This window comes from Methylorubrum rhodesianum (genome assembly GCF_014199985.1).
GTDB lineage: Bacteria > Pseudomonadota > Alphaproteobacteria > Rhizobiales > Beijerinckiaceae > Methylobacterium > Methylobacterium rhodesianum.
Genome location: NZ_JACHOS010000009.1, coordinates 238,020 through 262,635, shown reverse-complemented (window position 1 = coordinate 262,635; position 24,616 = coordinate 238,020). Strand labels below are relative to the sequence as shown.

At 70.3% G+C, this 24,616-nt stretch carries 21 protein-coding genes; all 21 read left to right on the top strand.

The features are described 5' to 3' along the window. The first annotated feature begins 725 nt into the window (after positions 1-725). The 21 genes from HNR01_RS15280 (at position 726) to HNR01_RS15180 (ending at position 24,601) form a co-directional block, all read left to right on the top strand. On the top strand, positions 726-2,036 hold the full coding sequence (locus HNR01_RS15280) for a transporter substrate-binding domain-containing protein (protein ID WP_183668411.1): 1,311 nt from the start codon (positions 726-728) through the stop codon (positions 2,034-2,036). Between the two features lie 67 nt (positions 2,037-2,103). Then, positions 2,104-2,988 (top strand): urea ABC transporter permease subunit UrtB, encoded by an 885-nt coding sequence (urtB, locus tag HNR01_RS15275; RefSeq protein ID WP_183668409.1) that lies wholly within the window; start codon positions 2,104-2,106, stop codon positions 2,986-2,988. Positions 2,989-3,067: 79 nt separating this feature from the next. Then, the gene (gene urtC, locus HNR01_RS15270) at positions 3,068-4,189 is read left to right on the top strand and encodes an urea ABC transporter permease subunit UrtC (protein WP_183668407.1); all 1,122 of its coding nucleotides are present in this window, start codon (positions 3,068-3,070) and stop codon (positions 4,187-4,189) included. 11 nt (positions 4,190-4,200) lie between these two features. Further along, positions 4,201-4,941: an urea ABC transporter ATP-binding protein UrtD gene (gene urtD / locus HNR01_RS15265; RefSeq protein WP_096484311.1), complete on the top strand. Its 741-nt coding sequence runs from the start codon at positions 4,201-4,203 to the stop codon at positions 4,939-4,941. 2 nt (positions 4,942-4,943) lie between these two features. Beyond that, positions 4,944-5,642 (top strand): urea ABC transporter ATP-binding subunit UrtE, encoded by a 699-nt coding sequence (gene urtE, locus HNR01_RS15260; RefSeq protein ID WP_096484310.1) that lies wholly within the window; start codon positions 4,944-4,946, stop codon positions 5,640-5,642. A gap of 371 nt (positions 5,643-6,013) precedes the next feature. Then, the gene (locus HNR01_RS15255) at positions 6,014-6,454 is read left to right on the top strand and encodes a N,N-dimethylformamidase alpha subunit family protein (protein WP_096484309.1); all 441 of its coding nucleotides are present in this window, start codon (positions 6,014-6,016) and stop codon (positions 6,452-6,454) included. A gap of 125 nt (positions 6,455-6,579) precedes the next feature. Next, on the top strand, positions 6,580-9,012 hold the full coding sequence (locus tag HNR01_RS15250; protein WP_183668405.1) for a N,N-dimethylformamidase beta subunit family domain-containing protein: 2,433 nt from the start codon (positions 6,580-6,582) through the stop codon (positions 9,010-9,012). Between the two features lie 151 nt (positions 9,013-9,163). Continuing rightward, the gene (locus HNR01_RS15245; protein ID WP_183668403.1) at positions 9,164-10,255 is read left to right on the top strand and encodes a Rieske (2Fe-2S) protein; all 1,092 of its coding nucleotides are present in this window, start codon (positions 9,164-9,166) and stop codon (positions 10,253-10,255) included. Positions 10,256-10,272: 17 nt separating this feature from the next. Beyond that, entirely contained in the window at positions 10,273-10,947 is a 675-nt protein-coding gene (locus HNR01_RS15240) for a tetratricopeptide repeat protein (RefSeq protein ID WP_183668401.1), read from the top strand. 10 nt (positions 10,948-10,957) lie between these two features. Continuing rightward, entirely contained in the window at positions 10,958-11,263 is a 306-nt protein-coding gene (locus HNR01_RS15235) for a hypothetical protein (RefSeq protein WP_183668399.1), read from the top strand. Positions 11,264-11,359: 96 nt separating this feature from the next. Beyond that, positions 11,360-11,710 carry a hypothetical protein gene (locus HNR01_RS15230; RefSeq protein WP_210313270.1) on the top strand — a complete coding sequence of 117 codons (351 nt, stop codon included), beginning with the start codon at positions 11,360-11,362 and terminating at the stop codon, positions 11,708-11,710. 319 nt (positions 11,711-12,029) lie between these two features. Continuing rightward, positions 12,030-13,727: a molecular chaperone HscC gene (locus HNR01_RS15225; protein WP_017486955.1), complete on the top strand. Its 1,698-nt coding sequence runs from the start codon at positions 12,030-12,032 to the stop codon at positions 13,725-13,727. 8 nt (positions 13,728-13,735) lie between these two features. After that, complete coding sequence (locus HNR01_RS15220) at positions 13,736-15,151, top strand: hypothetical protein (RefSeq protein WP_183668397.1); 1,416 nt, start codon at positions 13,736-13,738, stop codon at positions 15,149-15,151. Positions 15,152-15,305: 154 nt separating this feature from the next. Continuing rightward, complete coding sequence (locus tag HNR01_RS15215; RefSeq protein ID WP_183668424.1) at positions 15,306-16,292, top strand: hypothetical protein; 987 nt, start codon at positions 15,306-15,308, stop codon at positions 16,290-16,292. A 335-nt stretch (positions 16,293-16,627) separates the two neighbouring features. Then, positions 16,628-17,740, top strand: coding sequence for an NAD-dependent epimerase/dehydratase family protein (locus HNR01_RS15210; RefSeq protein ID WP_183668395.1), 1,113 nt, complete (start codon positions 16,628-16,630; stop codon positions 17,738-17,740). Beyond that, positions 17,737-18,840 carry an SDR family NAD(P)-dependent oxidoreductase gene (locus tag HNR01_RS15205; protein ID WP_183668393.1) on the top strand — a complete coding sequence of 368 codons (1,104 nt, stop codon included), beginning with the start codon at positions 17,737-17,739 and terminating at the stop codon, positions 18,838-18,840. The genes HNR01_RS15210 and HNR01_RS15205 overlap by 4 nt, the downstream gene beginning before the upstream one ends. Continuing rightward, positions 18,837-20,129 carry a TIGR04295 family B12-binding domain-containing radical SAM protein gene (locus HNR01_RS15200; protein WP_183668391.1) on the top strand — a complete coding sequence of 431 codons (1,293 nt, stop codon included), beginning with the start codon at positions 18,837-18,839 and terminating at the stop codon, positions 20,127-20,129. Before HNR01_RS15205 ends, HNR01_RS15200 begins: the two co-directional genes overlap by 4 nt. Beyond that, complete coding sequence (locus HNR01_RS15195; RefSeq protein WP_183668389.1) at positions 20,120-21,256, top strand: glycosyltransferase family 4 protein; 1,137 nt, start codon at positions 20,120-20,122, stop codon at positions 21,254-21,256. Before HNR01_RS15200 ends, HNR01_RS15195 begins: the two co-directional genes overlap by 10 nt. Further along, positions 21,253-22,374: a CgeB family protein gene (locus HNR01_RS15190; RefSeq protein WP_183668387.1), complete on the top strand. Its 1,122-nt coding sequence runs from the start codon at positions 21,253-21,255 to the stop codon at positions 22,372-22,374. Before HNR01_RS15195 ends, HNR01_RS15190 begins: the two co-directional genes overlap by 4 nt. After that, positions 22,371-23,483, top strand: a complete 1,113-nt coding sequence (locus tag HNR01_RS15185; RefSeq protein ID WP_183668386.1) for a CgeB family protein — start codon at positions 22,371-22,373, stop codon at positions 23,481-23,483. Before HNR01_RS15190 ends, HNR01_RS15185 begins: the two co-directional genes overlap by 4 nt. Continuing rightward, entirely contained in the window at positions 23,480-24,601 is a 1,122-nt protein-coding gene (locus HNR01_RS15180; protein WP_183668384.1) for a CgeB family protein, read from the top strand. The genes HNR01_RS15185 and HNR01_RS15180 overlap by 4 nt, the downstream gene beginning before the upstream one ends. Positions 24,602-24,616 lie beyond the last annotated feature (15 nt).

Below are 24,616 nucleotides of genomic sequence, written 5' to 3'. Positions count from 1 at the left end.
GGCTGGGTCTGATCGTTGAACTGGCCCGCGGCCGAGGGCTGCTGCGCCAGCGCCCCCGACGGGACCCCCGCTAGGCTCGCCGCAACAAGCGCGCCCGCTGCCCATCCGAGGCGCCGTCCTCGCGGTTCTAAGCCCGCTGTCTCCGGTTCCTTGCCGTAGCCACCACCGCGCATCACGTCATCCCCTTAATTGTCGCCGTTGCGATCAAGACTTCGCTGACCTTCGACAGCACCGGATTGTGCAGCGCGCAATCCGACCGCGTTCTCGACCCACGAGGCTGCCGCACGCCTCGCAAGTGCCGTGCAACAGCCGATGTCCGATTTCTGGTTTTTGACTGAACGGCCGGCAACTCCGCGCGGAAGTCACCGGTACGTTCGATTCTTTTGCAATATGATCAAACCTCGCGCTTTTGCGTAATTTTTGATCACGTATCCTTGCTCTACTAGGCTCGCACCGAAATTCCTAAGCGGTCAACTGCGAATTTGGAGTTTTTGGATTTTGCGGCATCGTGCTTGCAAGCGTGCAACGAAGCGCCTGGAAACGGTTGGGTCGCGCCGCTGCCATCGCTAGAAAGAAAAAAAATGTCCTGTCGAGAAATGCACTCTTGACGCGCCGCAAACAGCCGCCGTAGCGTTTCTCTGCAAGAAACAAGTTTTACATCTTAAGCAGTGGGTCGGGTATCCGCTCAAAAATCAGGCAATTGCACAACAATTAAGGGGATCGACATGGACCTCACGCGTCGGAAGCTCTTGAAGCAGTCTTCGCTCGCTGCGGCAGCGATCGCTGCACCGCACCTTTGGCTGCCGACGGCCCGTGAGGCCTGGGGCGCGACGCTCAAGAAGGGGGAGCCGATCAAGGTCGGGCTGCTGTTCTCCCTTACCGGTCAGCTCGCGGTGCCCGAGGAAGATTCCACGCTCGTGATGCAGTACGCCATCGACGAGATCAACAAGAACGGCGGTATCGCCGGGCATCCGATCCAGCCGGTGATCGTCGATGCCAAGTCGGATTTCAACGTCTACTCGGAGAAGGCCAAGGAACTGATCATCCGCGAGAAGGTGATCGCTTTGTTCGGCTGCTACACCTCGGCGAGCCGCAAGGCGATCCTGCCGGTGGTGATGTCGCAGAACAGCCTGCTTTACTATCCGACTTGCTACGAGGGTGCGGAATGCACCCAGAACACGATCTGCACGGGTCCGCTGGCCAACCAGCACTCGAAGGATCTGATCCCCTACATGGTCAAGAACTTCGGCAAGAAGGTCTTCTTCGTCGGCTCGAACTACGTTTGGCCGAAGGAGTCGAACAAGAACGCCAAGATCTGGCTCCAGGAAGCCGGCGGCGAGCTGGTGGGTGAGGAATACATCCCCCTCGGCAGCTCCGAGTTCGGCCCCGTGCTCGGCAAGATCCGCGACGCCAAGCCGAACTTCATCTTCTCGACCGTGGTCGGTGCCTCCGACATCGCCTTCCACAAGCAGTTCAAGCAGGAAGGCTTCAAGGTCGATTCCATGCCGATCGCCTCGCTCACCACCGGCGAGATCGAGACCAAGGCCATGGGCGCGGAGTTCGGCGCCGGGCACTTCCTGTCGGCGCCCTACTTCCAGTCGCTCGAAAACCCCACCAACCAGAAGTTCGTCGAGAACTTCCTCAAGAGCAAGTACGGCAAGAACGGCTCCACCCACTACAACATGGAGGAGACCTATCTTTCGGCCTACGTGTTCAAGGCCGGGCTCGAGGCCGCGCTCAAGAAGACCGGCAACATCGAGGAGGTCACCTCGCGCATGATCCGCGACGTCAGCGGCGGCGTGCGGGTCGAGGACGACGTCTCGCCGGAAGGTCTGATCTGGATCGACGGCGACAACTTCAATTCCTGGCTCAAGCCCAAGATCGGCCAGTGCCAGGCGGACGGCAGCTTCAAGATCGTCTCGGAAGCCAAGGAGCACGTCGCCCCCGATCCGTACTCGATCTACCCGAATGCCGGGAAATGCACCGCCACGGGCCTCGTGGCCCCCGACGGCAAGAGCCGCAAGAACGTCATCTGACGGATTGCCGCGCAACCGCTCCGGCCGCGGATCCGCGCGGCCGGGCCTTCGCATTCACGGAGGTCCCGTGACGTCTCTCGACATCGCTCCGTTCGCCAACGCCCTGGTGCTGGGCTTGAGCATCGCCAGTATCTGGCTCATCGCCGCGATCGGCCTGACGATCATCTACGGCACCGTCGGGGTCATCAACATGGCCCACGGCGAGTTCATCATGCTCGGCGCCTACACCTCCTACGCCCTGCAGAGCTCGCTCGGCCTGCCGTTCCTGCTCTGCCTGCCCGCTTCCTTCGCCGTAGTGGCGCTCGTCGGGCTCGTGATCGAGCGTGGGCTGATCCGCTACCTCTACAACCGCCCCCTCGACACCCTGCTCGCCACCTGGGGCGTGTCGCTGGTCTTGATGCAGGGCGTGCGGCTGATCTTCGGCTCGGACCCGAAATACATCGCCGTGCCCGAGATCTTCCAGAGCAACGTCGAGATTGGCTTCGCCAGCCTCTCGGTGTTCCGTCTCGTCGTGCTCGCCATCACCGCGCTCATCGTCGCGGCCACGGCCTGGCTGTTCTACCGCACCCGCTTCGGCATGCAGGTGCGCGCGGTGATGCAGAACAAGGAGATGGCCGCCTCCTTCGGCATCAACGCCGACCGGGTCTACATGACGACCTTCGCGATCGGCGCGGGCCTCGCGGGCGTCGCCGGCTCGCTGTTCGGCGTGCTCGCGATCGTCCTGCCGACCATGGGCACGGCCTACGTGGTGCAGGCCTTCCTCGTGGTGGTGGTCGGCGGCGGGACGCTGATGGGCAGCGTCACCGCGGCGGGGCTGACGGGCGAACTCCAGTCGGTCTTCGCGTTCGTCACCAACGACACCTTCGCGCGCTTCCTCCTCTACGTGCTGATCGTCGTGTTCCTGCGCTTCCGCCCGCGCGGCCTCTTCGCCGTCGCCAAAGGCCGCCGATGAGCCGCCGATGCAACGCCTCTCTCGGAGGCCCGCCGGCCTCCTCGTTCCTTCCGCCCGTCATGAAGAGTCCCATCCGCAGATGACGACGCGCAATCTCTATCACAGCAAGCCGGCGCAATGGGCGGTCTACGGACTGTTCTTCGTAATCATTGCCCTGATCCCGGCCTTCGTCTCCGACGGCTTCCTGCTCAACCAGTTCGCCGTCTACGGCATCTACGGGATGCTCGCCCTCTCGATCAGCCTGTGCTGGGGCTTCGGCGGCATCCTCAATCTCGGCCAGGGCATCGCCTTCGGGCTCGCGGCCTACGGCATGGCCATGACCATGCAGATGCAGTCGCAGGATCCGGATTCGAATCCGATCCCGCCCTTCATGCTCAACAACAGCCTGGAACACCTGCCCTGGTTCTGGCAGCCGTTCTGGAGCACCGGCGGCGGCATCCTGCTGGCGCTCGTCGTGCCGACGCTGTTCTACGTCGTGTTCGGCACGCTGATGTTCCGCGCCCGGGTCTCGGGGCCGTTCTTCGCGATCATGTCGCTGGCGATGCTCTCGGCCTTCGCCACGCTGATCCTCGACATGCAGCCCTACACCAACGGCGCCAACGGCATCTCGCCGCCTTCGCCGCTGAGCATCTTCGGCACCGACATCGACCCCTACGGCCCGACCGCCTACTGGATCGTCTGCGGCGGGCTCATCGCCGTCACGGTCGGGGCGAAGCTGCTGACCCAGAGCAAGTTCGGCCTCGTCATCCAGGCCCTGCGCGGCGACCCCGAGCGGGTGCGCTTCCTCGGCTACAACGTCGCCCTCTACGAGACCTGCATCTACGCGATCTCCGGCTTCATCGCCGCGCTCGCCGGCTGCCTCTGGGTGATGCTGATCCAGTACGTCTCGCCGGCCCAGCTCGACACCACCTTCAGTATCGGCATGGTGATCTGGGCCGGGATCGGCGGACGCCTGTCGCTGCTCGGCGCGATCCTCGGCGCCTTCCTGATCCAGGGCGGCCAGAGCTATCTCGGCGACCAGTTCCTCGCGACCTGGCTGCTCGTTCTCGGCGCCTTCTTCATCGTGGTCGTGCGCTTCCTGCCCAAGGGGCTGGCGGGCCTTCTCGAGAAGGTGCTCGGCGCGCTCGCGCGCCAGCCGGGCAAGCACGCCCGCTCCGACCTGCCGCACGCGATCTCCGGCGCCCCGGCGGCGGGCGAGTAAGGGAGAGGATGATGGGCGTTCTCGAAATCCGCGACCTGCACAAGAGTTTCGGCGGCACCAAGGTCATCAACGGCTTCAGCCTCGACGTGACCGAACTGACCCTGTGCTGCCTCGTCGGCCCCAACGGGGCCGGCAAGACCACCACGATGGATCTCATCACCGGGCGCCAGAAGCCGACCTCCGGCTCCATCGTCCTGCGCGGCGACGACATCACCGCTCTGAGCGAGCACGAGATCGCCCAGCGCGGCATCGGCCGCAAATTCCAGGTGCCGGCGGTGTTCCGCGAACTCAGCGTGCGCCAGAACTTCGAGGTGGCCTATTCCCGCGAGGTCAACCCGTTCCGCAACATGCTGCGGCGGCGCCCGGCCGGCTTCTCGGCCAAGCTCGACGAGGTGGCGACCTTGACCGGCCTCAAGGATCGTCTCGACGTCGAGGCGGGCTTCCTCTCCCACGGCGAGACGCAGTGGCTCGAGATCGGCATGGTGCTGATGCAGAACCCGGCGATCCTGCTTCTCGATGAGCCGGTTGCGGGCATGACCGAGTCCGAGATCGAGAAGACCATCGTCTTCCTCAACGAACTCAAGCGCACCAACACCCTGATCGTGGTCGAGCACGACATGGGCTTCGTCCGGCAGATCGCCGACGTGGTGACAGTGATGCACATGGGCGCCTTCCTGGCGCAGGGAAAGCTCAGCGACATCGAGAACGATCCGCGGGTGCGCGAGGTCTATCTCGGCGAGCCGGAGGTCTGACGATGCTGCTCGATCTCGACCGCGTGACCTCCTACTACGGCAAGACGCCGATCCTGAAGGAGATCGGCCTCGGCCTGCCCGAGGGGCAATGCCTGTGCGTGCTCGGCCGCAACGGCGTCGGCAAGACCACGCTCCTGCGCACCATCATGGGCCTGACCGACCGGACCTCCGGCGAGATCCGGATCGACGGCGATCCCATCGGCAAGGCGCCGACCCATGTGCGGGCGAAGTACGGCCTCGGCTACATCCCCCAGGGGCGCCAGATCCTGCCGCACTTCACCGTCAAGGAGAACATCCTGCTCGGCACCTTCGCCCGCACCGATGGGCGCCAGGACGTGCCGGAACTCTGCCTCACCCTGTTTCCCTACCTCGCGCAGAACCTGCACCGGAAGGCGGGCCTGCTCTCGGGCGGCCAGCAGCAGCAGCTCGCCATCGCCCGGGCGCTCGCCACCAACCCCCGCATCCTGCTCCTCGACGAGCCGACCGAGGGCATCCAGCCCAACATCGTCGCCGAGATCGGCCAGACGCTGGGGCGGCTCAACAAGGAGTTCGGCATCACGCTGATCCTCACCGAGCAGCACATCAAGGTCGCGCGCAAGCTCGGCGACGCCTTCCTGATGATGGAGAACGGCCGCATCGTCGCCCGCGGGCCGATCGGCGAGATGACCGACGAGCTGATCGAGCGGCACATGACGATCTGAGCGCCTCGGGCGAGACGCAAGCCGTCCGGGATGTGTTCTGCCTGGACGGGGCGCGTTGCCGGAACGCTTCGCCGAGCCGCGCGACGACGGGGACATCTTTCGCGTTCAGCGTAAAAAACGTTTCCTCACAAGAAAAACTTGCTTGACCGATAGGCTGGAAGCGTCTTAAATTAGAATAACAAAGACGGGCGAAGTATTCGAAGCACTGCTTGCGAATACGATGGATTGACTTGCCCGGATCTCAACTTCTCAGCGGGGCATCGCGGCTCCGCCGAAATGGGCCGCTCGCCGGATCGCACCGGCAGCGCGTGCGCGCCCGCAACCATCTCCCGCCGCAACGGCGCGGCCGGGATCCACGAGGAGCGACGACGATGGAACCGATCCCGAAGAAGGGCACGCCCGAGCGCCAGCGCCTGATCGACGCGCACAAGGCCTGCATGGACTCGATGAAGGGGGTCGCCGGCAACTCGGTGCTGCTGTGCGAGACGCCCGGCGACACCACCGTGGTGACCGGCGGCGTCCACGCCGATCCGGTGCTCAAGCGGGTGCTGCTGCGCATGCGCGGCGAGAGCCCGAAGGGCAAGCTGATCGTGATCTGCACCAAGGTCGATGCCGAGTGGCGCATCGCCCGGCTTTCCGGCATCCGCGGCGTGCCCCCCGAATTCGTCGGCGACAAGATCTACACCGACGAGCAGGAGATCCAGCACGACATCTTCCTGATGCGTCTCGACGAACTCTCCGACAGCTACGGCTTCCCGGAAGACTATCACGAGGGCTGGAAGCGCAAGGACGACAACTGGCCGATCACCTGAGGCGGCCGGACTTTTCGCAAGACACGTCGATCAGCGCGAGGCCGTGACGCGCCTCCCGGCGCCCCGCGCGCGAGGACGCGCACGGACGGGCGTGGACCAGAGACGCTCCCCAAAGGATTGACCCGATGACCACCATGAGGCTGACCGGTTACGCCGACAAGTTCGGCGTCCATCCCGGCGATACGATCCAGTTTTACGTCAATTGCGACGGTCCGTCCGAGTACAAGGTCGAGATCGTCCAGATGATCAACGGCGACACCAACCCGCGCGGTCCGGGCTACATCGACAAGCCGGTCGATGCGGCGGTCAACGGCACCTATGCGGGCCGGAAGCAGATCATCCACGGCGGCTCCTACGGCTACGTGCCGGATGCCAAGCCGTTCCACGTCGAGAGCTTCACGCTCCAGTGCTGGATCTGGCCGACCGCGCCAAAAACCCATCCGCGCTACTGGAAGCACGGCCCGCAAGGGCTGGTGACCAAATGGTCGAACGAGTGCGGCTACGGCCTCTTCATCAACGAGGAGGGCTGCCTGGAGCTGCGCATCAACGAGCACCGGATCACCACTGGCGTGCCGATCCGCGACCATGCTTGGCATTTCTGCGCCGCGACCTTCGACGCCGCCACCGGCCTCGTGACGCTGATCCACGAGCCGCAGGTGGTCTACGCCCTCGATCCCGAGATCGAGCCGGTCGAGGCGAGCCTGAAGGTCGCGATCGCCCACGCCCCCGTGCCCGTCGCGCTCGGCGCCTATGTCGAGCGGCTGGCGCCCGAGGATCCGCTCGCCGCCTCCTCGAAGCCGGCCGGCGTGGTCTTTGCCGGCAAGTATAACGGCAAGCTCGACAGCCCGCGCCTCTGCAACCGGGCGCTCTCGCGCGCCGAGATCGAGATGATGAAGGCCGGCGCCCAGCCCGGCCTGACCGAACGGCGCAATGCCGGCCCGACCGGCAAGCTCTCCGAATGCATCGTCGCCGCCTGGAATTTCTCCGTCGGCATCGACACCCTGACTGCCAAGGACGAGGGGCCGTATCGCTTCGACGCCACGCTGGTGAACTGCCCCAACCGCGGCATGACCGGCTACAACTGGTCGGGCCAGAACTTCGACTGGAAGCACGCGCCGCAGGAATACGGTGCCATCAGCTTCCACGACGACGACGTGGACGACGCCCGCTGGACCTCCGACTTCACTTGGAGCGTGCCGGAGACCGGCGTGAAGAGCCGCTTCTACGCCGCCAAGCTGACCACGGCCGAGGGCGACGAGGAGTTCATCCCGTTCTGGGTTGTGCCGCGCATCGGCCAGGAGACCGCCAAGATCGCGGTGATGGTGCCGACCATCAGCTACATGGCCTATGCCAACGAGCACGTGGCCTGCAACGCGGGCGGGGCGGAACTGTTCGTCTACCGCGTGCCGATCATGCAGCAGCAGAACATGTTCCTGTCCGAGCACCGTGAATACGGCGGCTCGATCTACGACACCCACACCGACGGCACCGGCATCTCGATCTCGTCGCGTCTGCGGCCGATCCTGTCGATCCGGCCGAAATACGACCACTTCCTCGCCCAGGCGCCGTGGCAATACCCGGCCGACCTCCACCTGATCTACTGGCTGGAGACGATGGGCTACGAGTACGACGTCTTCACCGACGAGGACATCACCTACGACGGGCTCGCCCGCATCGAGAACTACAACGTCATCATCACCGGCTCGCATCCCGAGCACAATTCGGGCACCCAGCTCGACGCGCTCCACAACTACACCCAGCGCGGCGGCCGGCTGATGTATATGGGCGCCGACGCGTGGTACTGGGTCCACTCGTACCATCCCGGCTACGAGGACAAGGGCCGCGGCGTCGTCACCGAGATGCGCCGCTGCGAATCCGGCATCCGCACTTGGCGGGCCGATCCGGGCGAGTACTACCACCAGGGCACGGGCGAACTCGGCGGGATGTGGCGCTTCCGCGGGCGCTACCTGCACTCGGTGGCCGGCGTCGGCATGTCGTCGGAAGGCTTCGACGTCTCGAGCTATTTTTCGCGCACGCCGGACAGCCTGGACCAGCGCGTCGCCTGGGCCTTCGAGGGGATCGATTACGACGAAAAACTCGGCAATTTCGGTCTCGTCGGCGGCGGCGCGGCGGGTCTCGAACTCGACATCGTCGACACGATGCTGGGCTCGCCCCCGCACACCCTGACGGTGGCGACCTCGGCCGGGCGGCACACCGAGGCCTACCTCCTCGTCATGGAGGATTTCGGCTTCAACCAGCAGGGACTCGACGGCACCACCCATCCGCGGGTGCGCGGCGACATCGCCTATCACGAGACCCCCAACGGCGGCGCCTGCTTCGCCTTCTCGTCGATCGCCTATTGCGGCTCGCTGCCGTGGAACAACTGCGACAACAACATCTCGCGGCTGACCAAGAACGTGCTCGACCGCTTCGCGATGGATGGGCCGCTGCCGGCCCCGCCCGCGAGCGCGATCAAGCATCGCGGACGGGCCGATTACGACCCGACCCCGATGGAGCACCGCAGCCGCAAGGAGCGCGGCGAGCCGCTGCCCGCCTGAGCCCCGATCGTCCCCGCCGCGGCGGGGACCGTTCCGACGCTCCGCCCTTGCCCTCCTCGGGCGGAGCCCCGGTGGCAGCGCCCGTCAGCCCCGATGAACGCTGCCACCGGCCCCTTCACAGCTCGAGAGTGAGAGGAGTTCAGAGGAGTTCATGGCCCTCGCCGTCGCCTCCGCCGGCTTCGTGCCGGACCGCCCCGATCTCGGCCACCGCGCCGAGGGGCTCGACCTCGCCGACCCGGCCTTCTTCGCCGACAGCCTCGATCCGGCCGCGCCGCGCCTGCTGCCGCCGGCGGCCTACCGGACGCTCGCCTTCGCGGAACTGGAGGATGATGCGGTCTGGACCCGATCCTGGCTCGCCATCGGCCTCGGCGCCGAGATTCCGGCGCCCGGCGACCTCCTGCCCTTCACCGCCGGCCATCACGGCCTGCACGTCCAGCGCGCGGCCGAGGGCGGCCTCGTCGGGCGCTTCAACAAGGCCCAGCACGGCGGCTGCCGCGCGGTGCCGCTGCAGTGCCGCACCGGCACCAAGACCCGCTGCTCCTTCACCGCCTGCGGCTACAGCCGCGACGGCGCCGTCCTGCCCGCGGGACGGGAGGGGCCGACGCCGGCGATGCACCAGTATCTCGGCCTGCGCCCGGAGCGCCTGCTGCCGGTCGCCGCCCGCGCGTGGGGGCCAATGGTGCGGATCAGCCTCGACCCCGAGGCGGCGCCGGCCGAAGCGCCGCCGGACGGCCTGGTCGCGCGTTCCGGCGAGACGCGCCGGGCGGAGTACGCCGCCAACTGGAAGCTCGCCGCGCAGGCTCTGGCCGAGGGCGAACGTCCCGAGCACGCGCCGGACAGCCTGCATCTGAGCGGGCATCTCGCGACGGGAGAGGTCGCTGCCATCGCCGTCCATTTCCCCAACCTCGTCCTGATCGAGGCGCGCGGCGAGACTTGCGCGGTGATCCTCCAGCCGACCGCTCTGGGTCAGACGCTGCTGCGGATCGGGCTGCTCGGCCGGGACGGCGCGGAGCAGGGGGATCTCGAAGTCGCCTGGACGGCATGGCTTGCCGAGATCGCCGCCCGGATGGCGCCGGCCGTCGCCGCGCAGGCGGCGCTCACGCGCCCGGAGGCGGACCGGCCCCTTCCGACAAACGCCGCCGGTCTCTGGCTGCAGCGATGCATCGCCGCCCGCGTGCGGGCGCGGCCCGCCGCCACGGACACCCAGCCCCTCTATGCCACGGCTCAGGGCCGCGGCTGCTGACTTCTTGGGAGACGTCGATGAGCCTTGCCGTCCAACCCCTCGCGCCCGCCCTCGCCGACGGCGTCACCGCCTTCCAGGCCCGCGCCTACGACAGGGCGCTCGCCGTGTTCCAGCCGCTCGCCGAGGCGGGCGACCCGGAGGCGCAGGCGTGGCTCGGGGCGCTCCATGCCGGCGGGACCGGCGTCCCCGGCTCGCTCTCGAAGGCCTTCGAATGGTATCGCCGCGCCGCCGAGCAGGGCCACGGCCCGGCCGCGACCAATGTCGGGGCGATGCTGGCGATGGGGCAGGGCGTGGCGCAGGATCGCGCGGAAGGCGCGCGCTGGCTGGAGCGGGCCTCGGCCGGCGGCGACGTGATGGCGGCCTACAATCTCGCCACCCTGCTGGCCAAGGGAGACGGACTTCCGGCGGACCCGGCCCGCGCCGCCGCCCTCTACCGGACCGCGGCGGAGGCCGGGCACTACCCGTCCCAGGCCCGGCTCGGCCATCTCTACGCGCACGGGATCGGTGTGGAGCGCGACCGGGTCGAGGCCTTCGCCTGGCTCTCGCTCGCCGCCGGGCACGGCGTGGGCACGGCGCTCAACGCGCTGGAGGAGGTGATCAAGGAGATGTCGGCCGAGGAGAAGCGCGAGGGGGCCGCCCGGGCGCAGGCGCGCCGCACCGAGTCCGGCCGCATCGCCCCGATCCCCGCCTAAGGGGCGCCCGATGACCGCCTACAGCGTGCAGCAGATCAAGTTCGAATTCATCAGCTACGTGAAGGAGTTCGGCGCCGATTTCTCCGCTTGGTCGGTGGGCGTGGCGGAGGATGCGCCCGCCGCCCTGTTTCGCGAGCACGGGATCGACGAGACCCGCGACATCTGGCTGTGGAAGCCGGCGGTCTCGCCCGCCGCCGCGGCGATGGTGCGGGACTGGCTCTGCGGGCGCCAGGGCGCCGTCGCGCTGGCGGGGGAGGGGCGCCAGGTCTTCCTGTTCCGGCGCGGACCGGGGAGTGAAACAGCGGACGCGGGATAGAGGCACGGCGGCGTCGCCGAACCCGTCTCCCCTCGGTGCGGCGAATCGCCGGCCGGCGCGTTGTCGTCGTCAGCCGACCGTGACCGGAGCGTCCCCATGTTCGTTCGTGCCACCGTTCTACCCGTGGTCTCCCTCTTGGCCTCCCTTCTGGCCTCGCTCCTGGTCATGGCGCCCGGTGCTCAGGCCGCCCCCTTCGACGATCTGAAGGACGATCTCGCGGCCTGCCTTCGATTCGAGCTGGAGGGGACCAAGGGGCAGCGGCAGGGCTCGGCCACGGCGGGGGCGGAGCGCGCCCTCCAGCGATGCGCCGGCGAGATGGGCCGGCTCGAGCGGGCGGATCCGCGCCGGCTGCGGAGCGACCGCGGCCTCAGCCCTTCGACCTGGGCTGTGATCGAGAGCGTGTTCGGTCCCGGCAGCCGCGGGCGCCTGTCCGGTCTGCGGTTCTGATCCGAGGCAGCGTCCGCGCCTTCGGGGAAAGCCGATCCGGACGATGCCGCTCGGACCGGCTCGGCCGTCATCGCGGCCGGCGCCCGCAGCCTCGGCCTCCCGCGGCCAGAGAGCGCCCGATGCCCCCGTCGCGGAGGGTGCGAACCGGGCGCTCCTCAGGGAGCGGCGGCCGTTGAGGGGCCTCGTCCTCCGCCCGGCCGAAGGTCGTCATGCCGTGTGACGCCGCCCGGGGCTTCGCCATCGCCGCGGGCTGTGGCTTATAAGCGGGGGCGGGCCGCGGCGCCGGGCCGACGCGGGCCGCCCGAAGCGAGGGGGCTCCATGGCGATCGTCGGCATCGATCTCGGCACCACGAACTCGGCGGTCGCCGTCTGGACGCCGGAGGGGCCGCAGCTCATCCCCAATGCCCTCGGCGAGCCGCTGACGCCCTCCGTGGTCGGCCTCGACGCCGACGGGACGGTGCTGGTCGGCCGCGCGGCGCGGGAGCGGCTGGCCACCGAGCCCGAGCGCACCGTCGCCTCGTTCAAGCGGTGGATGGGCTCGGGCCACGTCACCCGGCTCGGCCGCGGCCAGAGCTTCCGCCCGGAGGAATTGTCGGCCCTGGTGCTGAAGAGCCTCAAGGCCGACGCGCAGGCGCATCTCGGCACGGAGGTGACCGAGGCGGTGATCTCGGTGCCGGCCTATTTCAACGACATCCAGCGCAAGGCCACCCTCGACGCCGCCCGGCTCGCCGGCCTGCCGGTGGAGCGGCTCGTGAACGAGCCGACCGCGGCGGCGCTCGCCTACGGGGTCGCGTCCAGGCAGGAGGGCACCGTCCTCGTGTTCGACCTCGGCGGCGGCACCTTCGACGTTTCGCTGCTCGAACTCTACGAGGGCGTGATGGAGGTGCGCGCCACCGCCGGCGACGTCGCGCTCGGCGGCGACGACTTCTCGGAAATTCTGGCGGGGGTGATCGCCGACGACCAGCGGGTCGCTCCCGACAGCCTCTCGCCGGGCGACCGCGCCCGCCTGCTGCGGGTCGCCGAGGCGGTCAAGCGCGGGCTCACCGCCGCACCGGAGGCGGCCTATGAGATCCGGCTCGGCGAGGCGGTGCGGCGGGGGCAGCTCGACCGCGCACGGCTGGAGGCCGCCGCCGCCCCGCTGCTGCACCGCCTGCGCGCCCCCCTGGAGCGGGCGCTGTCGGATTCCGGCAAGCGGCTGGCCGATCTCGACGGCGTGATCCTCGTCGGCGGCGCGACCCGGATGCCGGTGATCCGCAGCCTCGTCGTCCGCCTGTTCGGGCGGCTGCCCCTGGTCCATGTCGATCCCGACACGGCGGTGGCGCAGGGGGCGGCGGTGCAGGCCGGGCTCAAGGCGCGCCACGCCGCACTGGAGGAGGTGGTGATGACCGATGTCTGCCCCTTCACCCTGGGCATCGCCATCACCGAGAACGCTCGCACCGCCGGGACGACGCAGGTGATGCTGCCGATCATCGAGCGCAACGCCGCCGTGCCGGTGAGCCGGGCCCACCGCATCACCACGGTCCACGACGGCCAGGACCATATCGAGGTGAAGGTGTTTCAGGGCGAGAGCCTGCGCCCCGACGACAACATCCCGCTGGGCCAGGTTCCGGTGACGCTGCCGAAGGCGCCGGCCGGCGCCGAGACCGCAGAGGTGCGCTTCACCTACGACATCAACGGGGCCCTCGAGGTGGAGGTCGCGGTGGTCTCCACCGGCCTGCGCCGCCGGCAGGTGTTCCGCAACGGCGCCAATCTCGACGAGGGGGAGATCGAGGCGCGCTTCGCCGCGCTCGCCGCGATCAAGCTCGCGCCGCGGGAGCAGGCGGAGAACCGGGCATTGCTCGCCCGCGCCGACGCGCTCTACGCGGAGCTTCGCGGCGACCTGCGCCAGCACGTCGCCGGGCGCGTCGCCCGTTTCGAGCGCGAGATCGCCGAGGCGTCGGGCAGCGAGCCCGAGGCGCTGCGGGCGGCCTTCGCCAGCGAACTCGACGCCCTCGAAGATCATCGCTTCCGGTTTTGAGCCCCGTCATGAGCGACAGCGCCTGGCGCCTGCTCGGGCTCGAACCGACGCGGGACGCGTCGGCGATCCGCCGCGCCTATGCCCGCCGCCTCAAGCTCACCCGGCCGGACGAGGATGCCGAAGGCTTCCAGGCCTTGCTCGCCGCCCGCGAGCGCGCCTTGGCGGAGGCGCGGCGGCCCCTGTCCGAGGCGTGGCAGGACAGCGAGAGGGATAGCGGGGAGGAAGGGCCGGCAGACGAGCCGGCCGAGGCGTCGGAGGCCGGGGCGGCCGGGCCCGGCGGGGCGGGCGTGATCGTGGAGAGCGGATCGCCGGATCCGGGACCGGCCCCGGAGGTCGATCCCGCTCGGCCGGGGCCGCCCCTCGTGCGCGATCTCGAGAACCCGGCATCGGCGCCCGGTGCGCCGGCCCTTCTCGTGCGCGACTCCGACCCTGCGCCGCCGCCTATCGATGCTGCGCCGGCTACCGACGCTGCGCCGACGCCCCTGGTGATCGACATCGCGCCGCTCGAAGCCGGGCCGGCGCAATGGCAGGAGGCACGCGCGCTGGAAGCCGATCTGCCGCCGTTTCTGCGCGACGGGGCGGACAGCCTGACCGCGTGGCTGGCACGGGCGCGGCGGCTGCCCGCCGGGCCGCGCGCCCTGGCCGAGGCCGCGCTGCTGCGGGCGCTGTTCGGCCTCTGGCGCGGCCCGGACGGACGGCTGACGGCGAAGCGCGTCGAGGCCACCCGCGCCGCGATCCTGCGGGCCGCCCCGGTGTTCGGCTGGCCGCGGGAGGATGCGGTTCTCGCCGCCCGCTTCGATCCGCGGGATGCGGCCGTCGCCACCCAGATCCTGCGCGACGTGATCCCACCCGAGCCCGGCGATCCGGCCGTCGTGGCGGTGCCGGTCTTCCTCCGCGGACGCCTGCCGCTTCAGGCGGCCGACGCCCGCGCCTTCCTGGAATCCGCACCCCGCGCCCTCAAGGCCTACGAGGCGATGCGGCAGCGGGTGCCGCCACCCCGCCGCCTCTGCCCCTACGCGCTGCTGGCGCCGCATGTCTGGGCGGTGGCGCATCGCCGCTGGGGCGTGGCGCTCGCGGCCCTGGCGGGGCTGTGGCTCTCCTTCCTCCTGTCGAACGTCGCCATGGATGAGACCGGGGGTAGGGCGGTCGCCTGCGGCGCCCTCGCGCTCCTCGTCTGGGCGGGCACCGCCGCCGTGACGGCGGTCCGGGCGGACCGGATCCAGATCGCGGCGGCGGCCCGCGCCGCGCGCCGCGCCGGACGAAAGGGCGTGTACGCCCCGGCCGAACGCGCGACGCGTCTGCGCAGGGCCGGGGCGCGCATGGGCGGCTGGGGCTGGCTGGCGCTGATATGGGGCGGCTCCATCGCCTTCATCGGCCCCTATTTCGGGCTGATCGCCCTGATCGGCACCGCGCTCGGCGGCTAGATTACCGCCTCGGCTCGGCTGAGCGGGGACGGAGGGCGGCGCAGCCCCCGCCAGGGACGGACCGGACCCAAGCCGGATGCGGCGGGTGTGAGCGAAGCCCGGATCCGCCACTCCGGAGGGATCGGCCGGATCGGAGATGAGGGAGGAAACCGGCATGGACGGCACGCCCTACGGAATCGCGGATGCGGAGCGCGACCTTCGCGCCGCCCTGGGGCAGGCGCCGGCCGGGGCGGTCGCGGGCGCCTGGAGCGCCTCGACGATGCAGGCGGGGTATTCGGACATCTCGGGCGGCTACACCGATGCGGCGGGGCATGACGTGGACGCCGAGCCACGCAACGCCTTCGCCGCCGTCGAGGCGGCGGTGAGCCGCCTCGTCGAAGCGGGCGGCGCCCCCTTCAACCGTGTCGAGATCCGCTGGACGGCCGACCGCTTCCCCCTCTCTCTCCTCGGGCGGCCCGGCCGCGTCCGGGTGGAGACGTCGTTCGATCCCGGCATCGTCCCGCGCGGTCCCGAGGACCCGGCCTACGAGGCGGCCGCCGCAGCCCGCCACCGGTTCTGGGAGGCGCGCGGCCGCCGCGTCTGCGGCTACGCCGCGCAGGATCACCACGCCAACATCCACGGGCAGACGAAGTGGTTCGGTCCCCATCGCCGGATCCTGCTGCTGCGCCCGGCCGAGGGGCCGAGGGAGGGGGCGGCCGAGGGCGCGGTGCTCGCCACCGACGGTCTGTCCACGCCCTGGGCCGGCATCCCAGACCCGGAGAACGGCGTCGCCTGCGAGGTGGCCCTACGGCTGCCGCGGGGAGAGGCGGCGGAGACCGAGCGGGTGCGGCTCTGGACCAACATCCTGATCAGTCTCGGTGACCGCGTCGCGGACGGATATCGCGTCGCGAGGGATGTGGAGAAACACGGCGCGATCCTGTTCAGCCGCCTCCCGGCCGAGTGCGCGCCGTTCGAATACGTGATCCTCACCGGGGCGGCGGACGGCGCGGCGATCCCGGATCTGCCGTTCGGCTCCGTCCCGCTCCTCGAAGCCGTCCCGGTCACCGCGGCCGAGGTGGCCGGGGGCGATCCGGACGAGGCCTGGGAGGCGGGCACGGCCGGCGCGGCCCTCGCCCGGCGTGACAGGTCGGCGCCGCTCTGAAGCCGGCCCGACGCCGCAATAGGTCCGGCGCCTCGGATCGTGTCGCCCGCCGTCATCACGGGGGCAATGAAGCGGCCGAGCGGCCGTCATCCGATCCGTCCCGTCCCGATGCGCCCGACCGCTGTGGCGAGGCCTGCCGATGAGCATCCAAAATGCACGGATTAAAATTCAGGAACAAAGATCCTCGGCCCGGGATATCTCGACAAAAGGCAAGCTTCGGGGGAGTTCGATGCAAATTTTCGTGATCACATCATAGGTTGCTGCTGAGATTATTTGCCTCAATTGCTTTAAAATTTGTTGGTTTTGCAACGATCGATGGAGTTGCGCGCCTGCTCATGAAAGATCTTGCCCTCATCACGGGTGGTGCCGGCTTTATCGGCCGTCATCTCACGAACGCGCTTCTGGCTCGCGGATATCGGGTTCGAGTTCTCGACAGCCTGATCGAGCAGGTGCACGGCGACGGAGCCGCTCCACGGGGGCTCGATCCCGCGGTCGAGTTCGTTGAGGGCGATGTCCGGGATGGCGGGGTCGTGGCGCGGGCGCTCGCCGGGGCGACCCACGTGGTCCATCTCGCGGCGGAAGTCGGCGTCGGCCAGAGCATGTACGCGGTCGAACGCTACGTCTCGGTCAATGATTGCGGCACCGCGGTCCTGTTCCAGGCGCTGATCGAGGCGCCGGTGAAGCGCGTCGTCGTCGCCTCCTCCATGAGCATCTACGGCGAGGGGCTCTACCGCACGGAAGGCGGCGCCCTCGTCGAGGACGCGGTGCGAAAGGCCCGCAAGCCCGGCGAGCCCTGGGACCCGCTCGGGGCGGACGGGCATCCGCTGCGGCCCGTGCCGACCCCGGAGACCAAGCGCCCGGCGCTCGCCTCGGTCTACGCACTGACGAAGTACATGCAGGAGCGCCTGACCCTGACCCTCGCGCCGGCCTACGGCATGGAGGGCGTCGCGCTTCGGCTTTGGAACGCCTACGGCCCCGGCCAGGCGCTCTCGAACCCCTATACCGGCGTGCTCGCGATCTTCGCCGCCCGCCTCCTGAACGGCCAGCCGCCGATGATCTTCGAGGACGGCGAGCAGAGGCGCGACTTCGTCCATGTCGAGGACGTGGCCCAGGCCTTCGTGCTCGCGCTCGAACACCCGGCCGCCGTCGGGCAGGTCTACAATGTCGGCTCGGGCCAGGACCGCACCGTGAACGAGGTGGCCCGCCTGCTGGCCCGCGCCATGGGCCGCGAGGACATCGCTCCCCAGACCACCGGGCAGGCTCGCCTCGGCGACATCCGCCACTGCATCGCCGACATCGGGAGGATCACCCGCGAACTCGGCTATGCGCCGAAGCGCGACTTCGCGGAGGGCCTGGCCGAACTCGCCGCCTGGGTCGCCGAGCAGCAGGCGGTGGACCGCGTCGCCGAGGCGCGGCGCGAACTCGAAGCGCGGGGGCTCGTCGCGTGAGCGCCGCCGGCCCAGGCCCGGCCCTCGACCGCCGTCCGATCCTCATCACCGGCGGCGCCGGTTTCGTCGGCGCCAACCTCGCCGACCGGCTCGCCGCCGAGGGGCACACCGTCATCATCTACGACGCGCTGGCGCGCGCGGGCGTCGAGCGCAACCTCGCCTGGCTGATCGAGCAGCATGGGGACCGGATCGCGCCGGTGATCGCCGATATCCGCGATCGCGACGAACTCGCCCGCGCCGTGGGCGAGGCCGGCGCCGTGTTCCACTTCGCCGCCCAGGTCGCGGTGACGACGAGCCTCACCGCGCCGCGCGACGACATGGAGGTCAATCTCGGCGGTACGCTGAACCTGCTGGAAGCGCTTCGCGCGCGCGGGGAGGCGGTGCCGCTGCTCTTCGCCTCGACCAACAAGGTCTATGGCGGCCTGCCCGACGTGGCGCTCACGCTCGCGGGCGACGCCTACCTGCCGGAGGACCCGAGCCTGCGCCAGCGCGGCATCGGTGAGGATCGGCCGCTCGATTTCCACACTCCCTACGGCTGCTCCAAGGGCGCGGCCGACGCCTACGTGCTCGACTACGCCCGCACCTACGGCCTGCCCACCGTCGTGATGCGGATGAGCTGCATCTACGGCCCCCGGCAGATGGGCAACGAGGACCAGGGCTGGGTCGCCCACTTCCTGATCCGGGCGCTCAAGGGCGAGCCGATCACCCTCTACGGCGACGGACGGCAGGTGCGCGACATTCTCCACGTCGACGACTGCGTCGCGGCCTACCGGGCGGCGCTGGCACGGATCGACCGCGTGGCGGGCCGGGCGTTCAACCTCGGCGGCGGACCGGCCAACGCCGTGTCGCTGCGCGGGCTGATCGCCCATGCCGGGCAGTTGCTCGGCCGTGAGATCGCCGTCGAGACGGGCCCGTGGCGGCCGGGCGACCAGCGCTATTACGTGTCCGACCCGAGCCGCGCCGTCGAGGCGCTCGGCCTCGCGCGGCCGCTGTCGTGGCGCGAGGGCGTCGCCCAGCTCGCCGGCTGGCTCGGCGAACGGGTCGGAGACGATCAGTCCGCCGAACCGCGTCTGCGGCGGCAGCCGGAGGCCGCGCTGTGAGAGTCGCGCTGGTCAACCCCGCCTGGGACTTCCGCAACAGCATCTATTTCGGCTGTCGCGAGCCGCACCTGCCGCTCGAACTCGGCTACGCCGACGCCCTGCTCCGGGCCGCCGGCCACGAGGTGCTGATCGTCGACGCGCATCTCGAAGGGCTGACAACCGACGAGGCCGCCGACCGCATCGCCGCCTTCGCCCCCGGCATGACCGTGGTGACGACGGCGCCGACCTACCTGTTCTGGCGCTGCGCGCCGCCGGAGCTCCGCGTGCCGCGCCTCTTCCTCGACGCGCTTCGTGACCGCGGCGGTCGCACCGTCGCGGTCGGCCCGCACGGCTCGGCGACGCCGCGCCCCACCTTGGAAAAGCTCGGTTGCGACGTCGTCGTGCGCGGCGAGTGCGAGGAGATCGTCGCCCGCCTCGCCGACGCGGAGGATCCGCGCACGCTGCCCGCGCTCGCCTATCGCGCGGGGGAGGACACCGTCGTCACCGGCCCGCCCCATGCCGGCCGCTTCACCGACCTGCCGGCGCTCCGCTGGCCGGACGACTGGATCACCCGCCACCAGCACCACCATCACCGCTTCGACAGGGCGCCCGACGGACCCGGTGCGGAGGTCGAGGCCTCGCGCGGCTGCCCCTATACCTGCAGCTTCTGCGCAAAGATCGACTTTCGCGACAAGTACCGCCGCCGCGACCTCGATCCCGTGCTCGATGAGATCGACGGTCTGATCACGCAGGGCGCGACCTACCTCTACTTCGTCGACGAGATCTTCCTGCCGCAGAAACCGCTGCTCGAAGCGCTGGTCGGCCGGAATATCCAGTTCGGCGTCCAGACCCGGATCGACCTGTGGAAGCCCGACATGCTCGACCTGCTGGGCGCGGCAGGCTGCGTCTCGATCGAGGCCGGGGTCGAGAGCCTGACCGAGGAGGGCCGCGCCGCCCTCGACAAGCGGTGCCGCGCCTCGACCGACGACCTCGCCGAGCGCCTGATCTACGCCCGCCGCTCGGTGCCCTTCGTCCAGGCGAACCTGATCGCGGTGGCGGGCGACGACCCCGACCTCGTCGCGCGCTGGCGCGACCGCCTGCGCGGGCAGGGCGTCTGGGCCAACGACCCGGTCCCGCTCTACCCCTATCCGAGTTCGCCCGATTACCGCCGGCTCTGGGGCGAGCCCGACGACGGCGCCTGGGAGCGGGCGCACGCGCATTACCTCGGGCAGTTCGAGCGCTTCAGCGACATCCAGGAGGAGCGTCCCCTGCCGCTCTCCGAGCTGGAGGCGGGCTGCGGATGCCGGTGAGACCAGCCCCGGCCCACATCCTGATGACCGCCGACGCCCTTGGCGGCGTCTGGCAGTACAGCCTCGAACTCGCCGCCGGCTTGCGGCGGCGCGGGCTGACGGTGACGGTCGCGCTGATGGGACCGGCGCCCTCCTTCGAGGATCTGGCCCGGGCCGAGGCCGACTGCGGTGCCCGCATCCTGCCGACCGGCCTTCCCCTCGACTGGACCGCCGGGACGGCGGACGAGGTGACGGGGGCCGCCGCGGCGCTCGCCGACCTCGCCCGCATCCTGCGCGCCGACCTCGTCCATCTCCACGCTCCGGCCCTGGCTCTGGCCGCCTTTGATGTGCCGGTCGTGGCCGTGTGCCATTCCTGCGTCGCGACGTGGTGGGCCGCGCTCGGCGACGGCCCGCTGCCGGACGATCTGGCATGGCGCGCGCGGTTGGCGGCGGAAGGCTGCCGCGCCGCCGATCGGCTGCTCGCGCCGACCCGCGCCTTCGCCGAAGCGACGCGGATGGCCTACGGCCTCGACCAGACGCCGGAGGTGGTGCGCAACGGGCGCCGGCCGGCCGAGGCGCCTTCGGAAGCGGCCCCGGCCGCGCACGCCTTCACCGCCGGCCGGCTGTGGGACCGCGCCAAGAACGCCGCCGCCCTCGACCGGATGGCCGGACGGCTCGGCGCGCCCGTCTACGCCGCCGGACCGGCCGAGGGGCCGAACGGCGAGAGCTTCGCCGGCAAACATCTCCGCCTGCTCGGCCGGCTCGACGCGGCGCGGATGGAGCGCGAACTCGCGCAGCGTCCGGTCTTCGTCTCGCTCGCCCGCTACGAACCGTTCGGGCTCGCGGTGCTGGAGGCGGCGGGCGCCGGCTGCGCCCTGGTCCTCTCCGACATTCCGAGTTTTTCGGAGCTGTGGGAAGGCGCTGCCCTCTTCGTCTCGCCCGATGACGATGCCGCGGCGGCCGATGCCGTCCAAAACCTTCTCGCCGATCCCGGGCGGCGGGCGTCGCTCGCCGAGGCCGCCCGCCTCCGGGGCGCCCGCTACGGCACCGACGCCATGGCCGACGGCGTACTCGCCGTGGTCCGCGCTCTCCTGGGCGAGACCCGCAGCCGCACGCGCGCCAGACCTCTCTCAGGGGCCGCGGCATGAGGATCGTCTACTTCACCCACTCCCTCGCCTCGTGCTGGAACCACGGCAACGCCCACTTCCTGCGCGGCGTCCTGCGCGAGCTCATCGCCGAGGGCCACGCGGTCGAGGCCTACGAGCCCGAGGGCGCCTGGAGCCTCGACAACCTTCTGCGCGACCGCGGAGCGGCCGGGCTCAACGCCTATCGCACCGCCTATCCCGAGCTGTCGTCACGCACCTACGCACGTGAGGAGGAAGCGGTCGAGCGGGTGGACGGCGCCGACCTCGTCATCGCGCACGAGTGGAACGCATCGCACCTCATCGCGGCGCTCGGTCGAGCGCGGACAAACGGCCGGTTCGGCACGCTGCTGTTCCACGACACCCATCACCGGGCGGTCAGCGCGCCCGAGGAGATGGCCGCCTTCGATCTGTCCGGCTACGACGGCGTCCTCGCCTTCGGCGAGGCCCTGGCGCGGGTCTACCGGGCGCAGGGATGGGACGGCCGGACCTTCGTCTGGCACGAGGCCGCCGACACGAGGCTGTTCCACCCGCCGGCGGAGGAGGGCGAACGCGCCGGCCTCGTCTGGATCGGCAATTGGGGCGACGGCGAGCGCACCCGCGAACTCGAAACCTTCCTGTTCCGCCCGGCCCGGGCCGCCGGCCTCGCCCTCGACATCTACGGCGTGCGCTACCCCGAGGAGGCGCTGGCGACCCTGGAGCGCTTCGGCGCGCGCTATCACGGATGGGCACCGAACGCCGTCGCGCCCTCGCTATTCGCCCGGGCGCTGGCCACCGTCCACGTGCCGCGCCGCTTCTACGTCGAGGCCTTGCCCGGCATCCCGACGATCCGCGTGTTCGAGGCGCTCGCCTGCGGCATCCCGCTCGCCAGCGCCCCCTGGGAGGATGCGGAGGGGCTGTTCACGCCGGGCGAGGACTACCTTGTCGCTCGCGACGGCGCGGAGATGGAGCGCCACCTGCGGGCGCTGCGTGCGGAGCCGGGCTTGCGCCGGGCGCTCGCGGCCCGCGGCCTCGCCACGATCCGCGCCCGCCACACCTGCCGCCACCGCGCGGCCGAACTCCTGGCCATCGCGGCCTCGTTGTCCGCCCCCGTCGCAAGCCCCCGCAACTGGAGGCGCGCATGAAACGAATCGCGTTCTACGGCTCCTCGCTGCTGTCCTCCTACTGGAACGGCGCGGCCACCTATTACCGCGGCCTGCTGCGCGACCTCGCCGGGCGCGGCTACCACGTCACCTTCTACGAGCCCGACGCCTTCGACCGGCAGAGCCATCGCGACATCGACCCGCCGGACTGGGCCGAGGTGCGGGTCTATCCGGCGACGCCGGAGGCAATGCGGTCCGTCGCCGCCGAAGCCGCAAGGGCCGACATCGTCGTCAAGGCGAGCGGCGTCGGGGTGTTCGACGACGAATTGCTGGCGGGCGTCACCGCCGCCGCGCGGCCGGAGGCGATCCGCATCTTCTGGGATGTCGATGCCCCGGCGACGCTCGCCGAGATGCGCGGCAATCCCGGCCACGCCCTGCACCGGGCGATGCCCGATCTCGACCTCGTCCTCACCTATGGCGGCGGCCCGCCGGTCATATCCGCCTACGAGGGTTTCGGCGCGCGGGCCTGCATCCCGGTCTACAACGCCCTCGATCCGCAGACCCACCACCCCGTGCCGCCGGATCCGCGCTTCACGGCGGATCTCGCCTTCCTCGGCAACCGCCTGCCGGACCGCGAGGAGCGGGTCCAGAAATTCTTCCTCGTCGCGGCGGCGCGGCTGCCGGAGCGACGGTTCCTGCTCGGCGGCAGCGGCTGGGAGAGCCGCGGCCTGCCGGTCAACGTGCGCCATCTCGGCCACGTCTCGACCCGCGATCACAACGCCTTCAACGTCACGCCGCTCGCCGTGCTCAACATCGCCCGCGAGAGCATGGCGGCGGTGGGCTACTCGCCGGCCACCCGCGTGTTCGAGGCGGCGGGTGCCGGCGGCTGCCTCATCACCGATGCCTGGGTCGGGCTCGACCTGTTCCTCAAGGAGGGCGAGGAGGTGCTCGTCGCCCGCGACGGGCGCGACGTCGCCGATCACGTCGCGGCCCTGACACCGGAGCGCGCCCGCGCCATCGGCGAGGCCGCCCGCCGCCGCATCCTGGCCGAGCACACCTATGCCCGGCGCGGCGCGCAGGTCGATGCGATCTTGACCGAAGAGGCGGCGCGCAAGCGCGAGCGCCGGCCGATCGAGCGGAGCGTCGCATGACGGATCGGCGGCTCCGCCTCGTGGTGCTGGGCTTGAGCCTGTCCTCGTCCTGGGGCAACGGCCACGCCACCACCTACCGCGCCCTGCTCAAGGCGTTCGCCGCCCGCGGCCACGCCGTGACCTTCCTCGAGCGCGACGTGCCCTGGTACGCCGCCCACCGCGACCTGCCCGATCCGGACTTTTGCCGGCTCATCCTCTATTCCGATCTCGCGGAGTTGCAGGCGCACAGCGCGGCGATCCGAGAGGCGGACGCCGTCATCGTCGGCTCCTACGTGCCGGACGGCATCGCCGTCGGAAACCGCGCGCTCGCCTGGTCGCGGGGCGTGCGCGCCTTCTACGACATCGACACGCCGGTGACGCTAGCGGGGCTGGAGGCCGGCGCCTGCGCCTATCTCGGCCGGGCGCAGATCCGGGACTACGACCTCTACCTTTCCTTCACCGGCGGCCCGACCCTGGAGCGGCTGGAGCGCGCCTACGGCTCGCCGGCGGCGCGCGCCCTCTACTGCTCGGTCGATCCATTGGCCTATCCCGCCCTGGAGCGCCCCCCGGCCTACGATCTGAGCTATCTCGGCACCTACAGCCCCGACCGCCAGCCGACCCTCGAACGCCTCCTGATCGAGCCGGCCCGGCGCGCGCCGGAACTGCGCTTCGCGGTGGCCGGGCCGCAATATCCGGCCGGGATCGACTGGCCGGACAACGTCACCCGCATCGATCACCTGCCGCCGGACGCCCATCCCGAATTCTACGCCGCGAGCCGCTACACCCTGAACGTCACGCGCGCCGACATGATCGCCGCCGGCTGGAGCCCCAGCGTGCGCCTGTTCGAGGCCGCGAGCATCGGCACGCCGCTCCTGAGCGACGGGTGGGACGGGCTCGACGCGATCCTGGCACCCGGCCGCGAGATCCTTCTGCCGGAGACGCCCGAGGCGGTGCTCGCGATCCTGCGCGACATGCCGGAGGCGGAGCGCCGCCGGATCGGCAGGGCCGCACGCGAAATCGTGCTCGCCCGCCACTCGGCCGTCCATCGCGCCGAGGAACTCGAATCCTATTTGCGCGAGGCCGCTGCCCGCCGCCGAGACGGCGCCGCGGCGCCGGGACGCGATCTCGAGGTGATCTAAGGATCTGTTTCGACA

Bases quoted from the DNA above. Each gene is read 5' to 3' on its own strand.
- HNR01_RS15280 (WP_183668411.1), top strand. From the start codon at position 726: ATGGACCTCACGCGTCGGAAGCTCTTGAAGCAGTCTTCGCTCGCTGCG.
- urtC (WP_183668407.1), top strand. From the start codon at position 3,068: ATGACGACGCGCAATCTCTATCACAGCAAGCCGGCGCAATGGGCGGTC.
- urtD (WP_096484311.1), top strand. From the start codon at position 4,201: ATGGGCGTTCTCGAAATCCGCGACCTGCACAAGAGTTTCGGCGGCACC.
- urtE (WP_096484310.1), top strand. From the start codon at position 4,944: ATGCTGCTCGATCTCGACCGCGTGACCTCCTACTACGGCAAGACGCCG.
- HNR01_RS15255 (WP_096484309.1), top strand. From the start codon at position 6,014: ATGGAACCGATCCCGAAGAAGGGCACGCCCGAGCGCCAGCGCCTGATC.
- HNR01_RS15250 (WP_183668405.1), top strand. From the start codon at position 6,580: ATGACCACCATGAGGCTGACCGGTTACGCCGACAAGTTCGGCGTCCAT.
- HNR01_RS15245 (WP_183668403.1), top strand. From the start codon at position 9,164: ATGGCCCTCGCCGTCGCCTCCGCCGGCTTCGTGCCGGACCGCCCCGAT.
- HNR01_RS15240 (WP_183668401.1), top strand. From the start codon at position 10,273: ATGAGCCTTGCCGTCCAACCCCTCGCGCCCGCCCTCGCCGACGGCGTC.
- HNR01_RS15235 (WP_183668399.1), top strand. From the start codon at position 10,958: ATGACCGCCTACAGCGTGCAGCAGATCAAGTTCGAATTCATCAGCTAC.
- HNR01_RS15230 (WP_210313270.1), top strand. From the start codon at position 11,360: ATGTTCGTTCGTGCCACCGTTCTACCCGTGGTCTCCCTCTTGGCCTCC.
- HNR01_RS15225 (WP_017486955.1), top strand. From the start codon at position 12,030: ATGGCGATCGTCGGCATCGATCTCGGCACCACGAACTCGGCGGTCGCC.
- HNR01_RS15220 (WP_183668397.1), top strand. From the start codon at position 13,736: ATGAGCGACAGCGCCTGGCGCCTGCTCGGGCTCGAACCGACGCGGGAC.
- HNR01_RS15215 (WP_183668424.1), top strand. From the start codon at position 15,306: ATGGACGGCACGCCCTACGGAATCGCGGATGCGGAGCGCGACCTTCGC.
- HNR01_RS15210 (WP_183668395.1), top strand. From the start codon at position 16,628: ATGAAAGATCTTGCCCTCATCACGGGTGGTGCCGGCTTTATCGGCCGT.
- HNR01_RS15195 (WP_183668389.1), top strand. From the start codon at position 20,120: ATGCCGGTGAGACCAGCCCCGGCCCACATCCTGATGACCGCCGACGCC.
- HNR01_RS15190 (WP_183668387.1), top strand. From the start codon at position 21,253: ATGAGGATCGTCTACTTCACCCACTCCCTCGCCTCGTGCTGGAACCAC.
- HNR01_RS15185 (WP_183668386.1), top strand. From the start codon at position 22,371: ATGAAACGAATCGCGTTCTACGGCTCCTCGCTGCTGTCCTCCTACTGG.
- HNR01_RS15180 (WP_183668384.1), top strand. From the start codon at position 23,480: ATGACGGATCGGCGGCTCCGCCTCGTGGTGCTGGGCTTGAGCCTGTCC.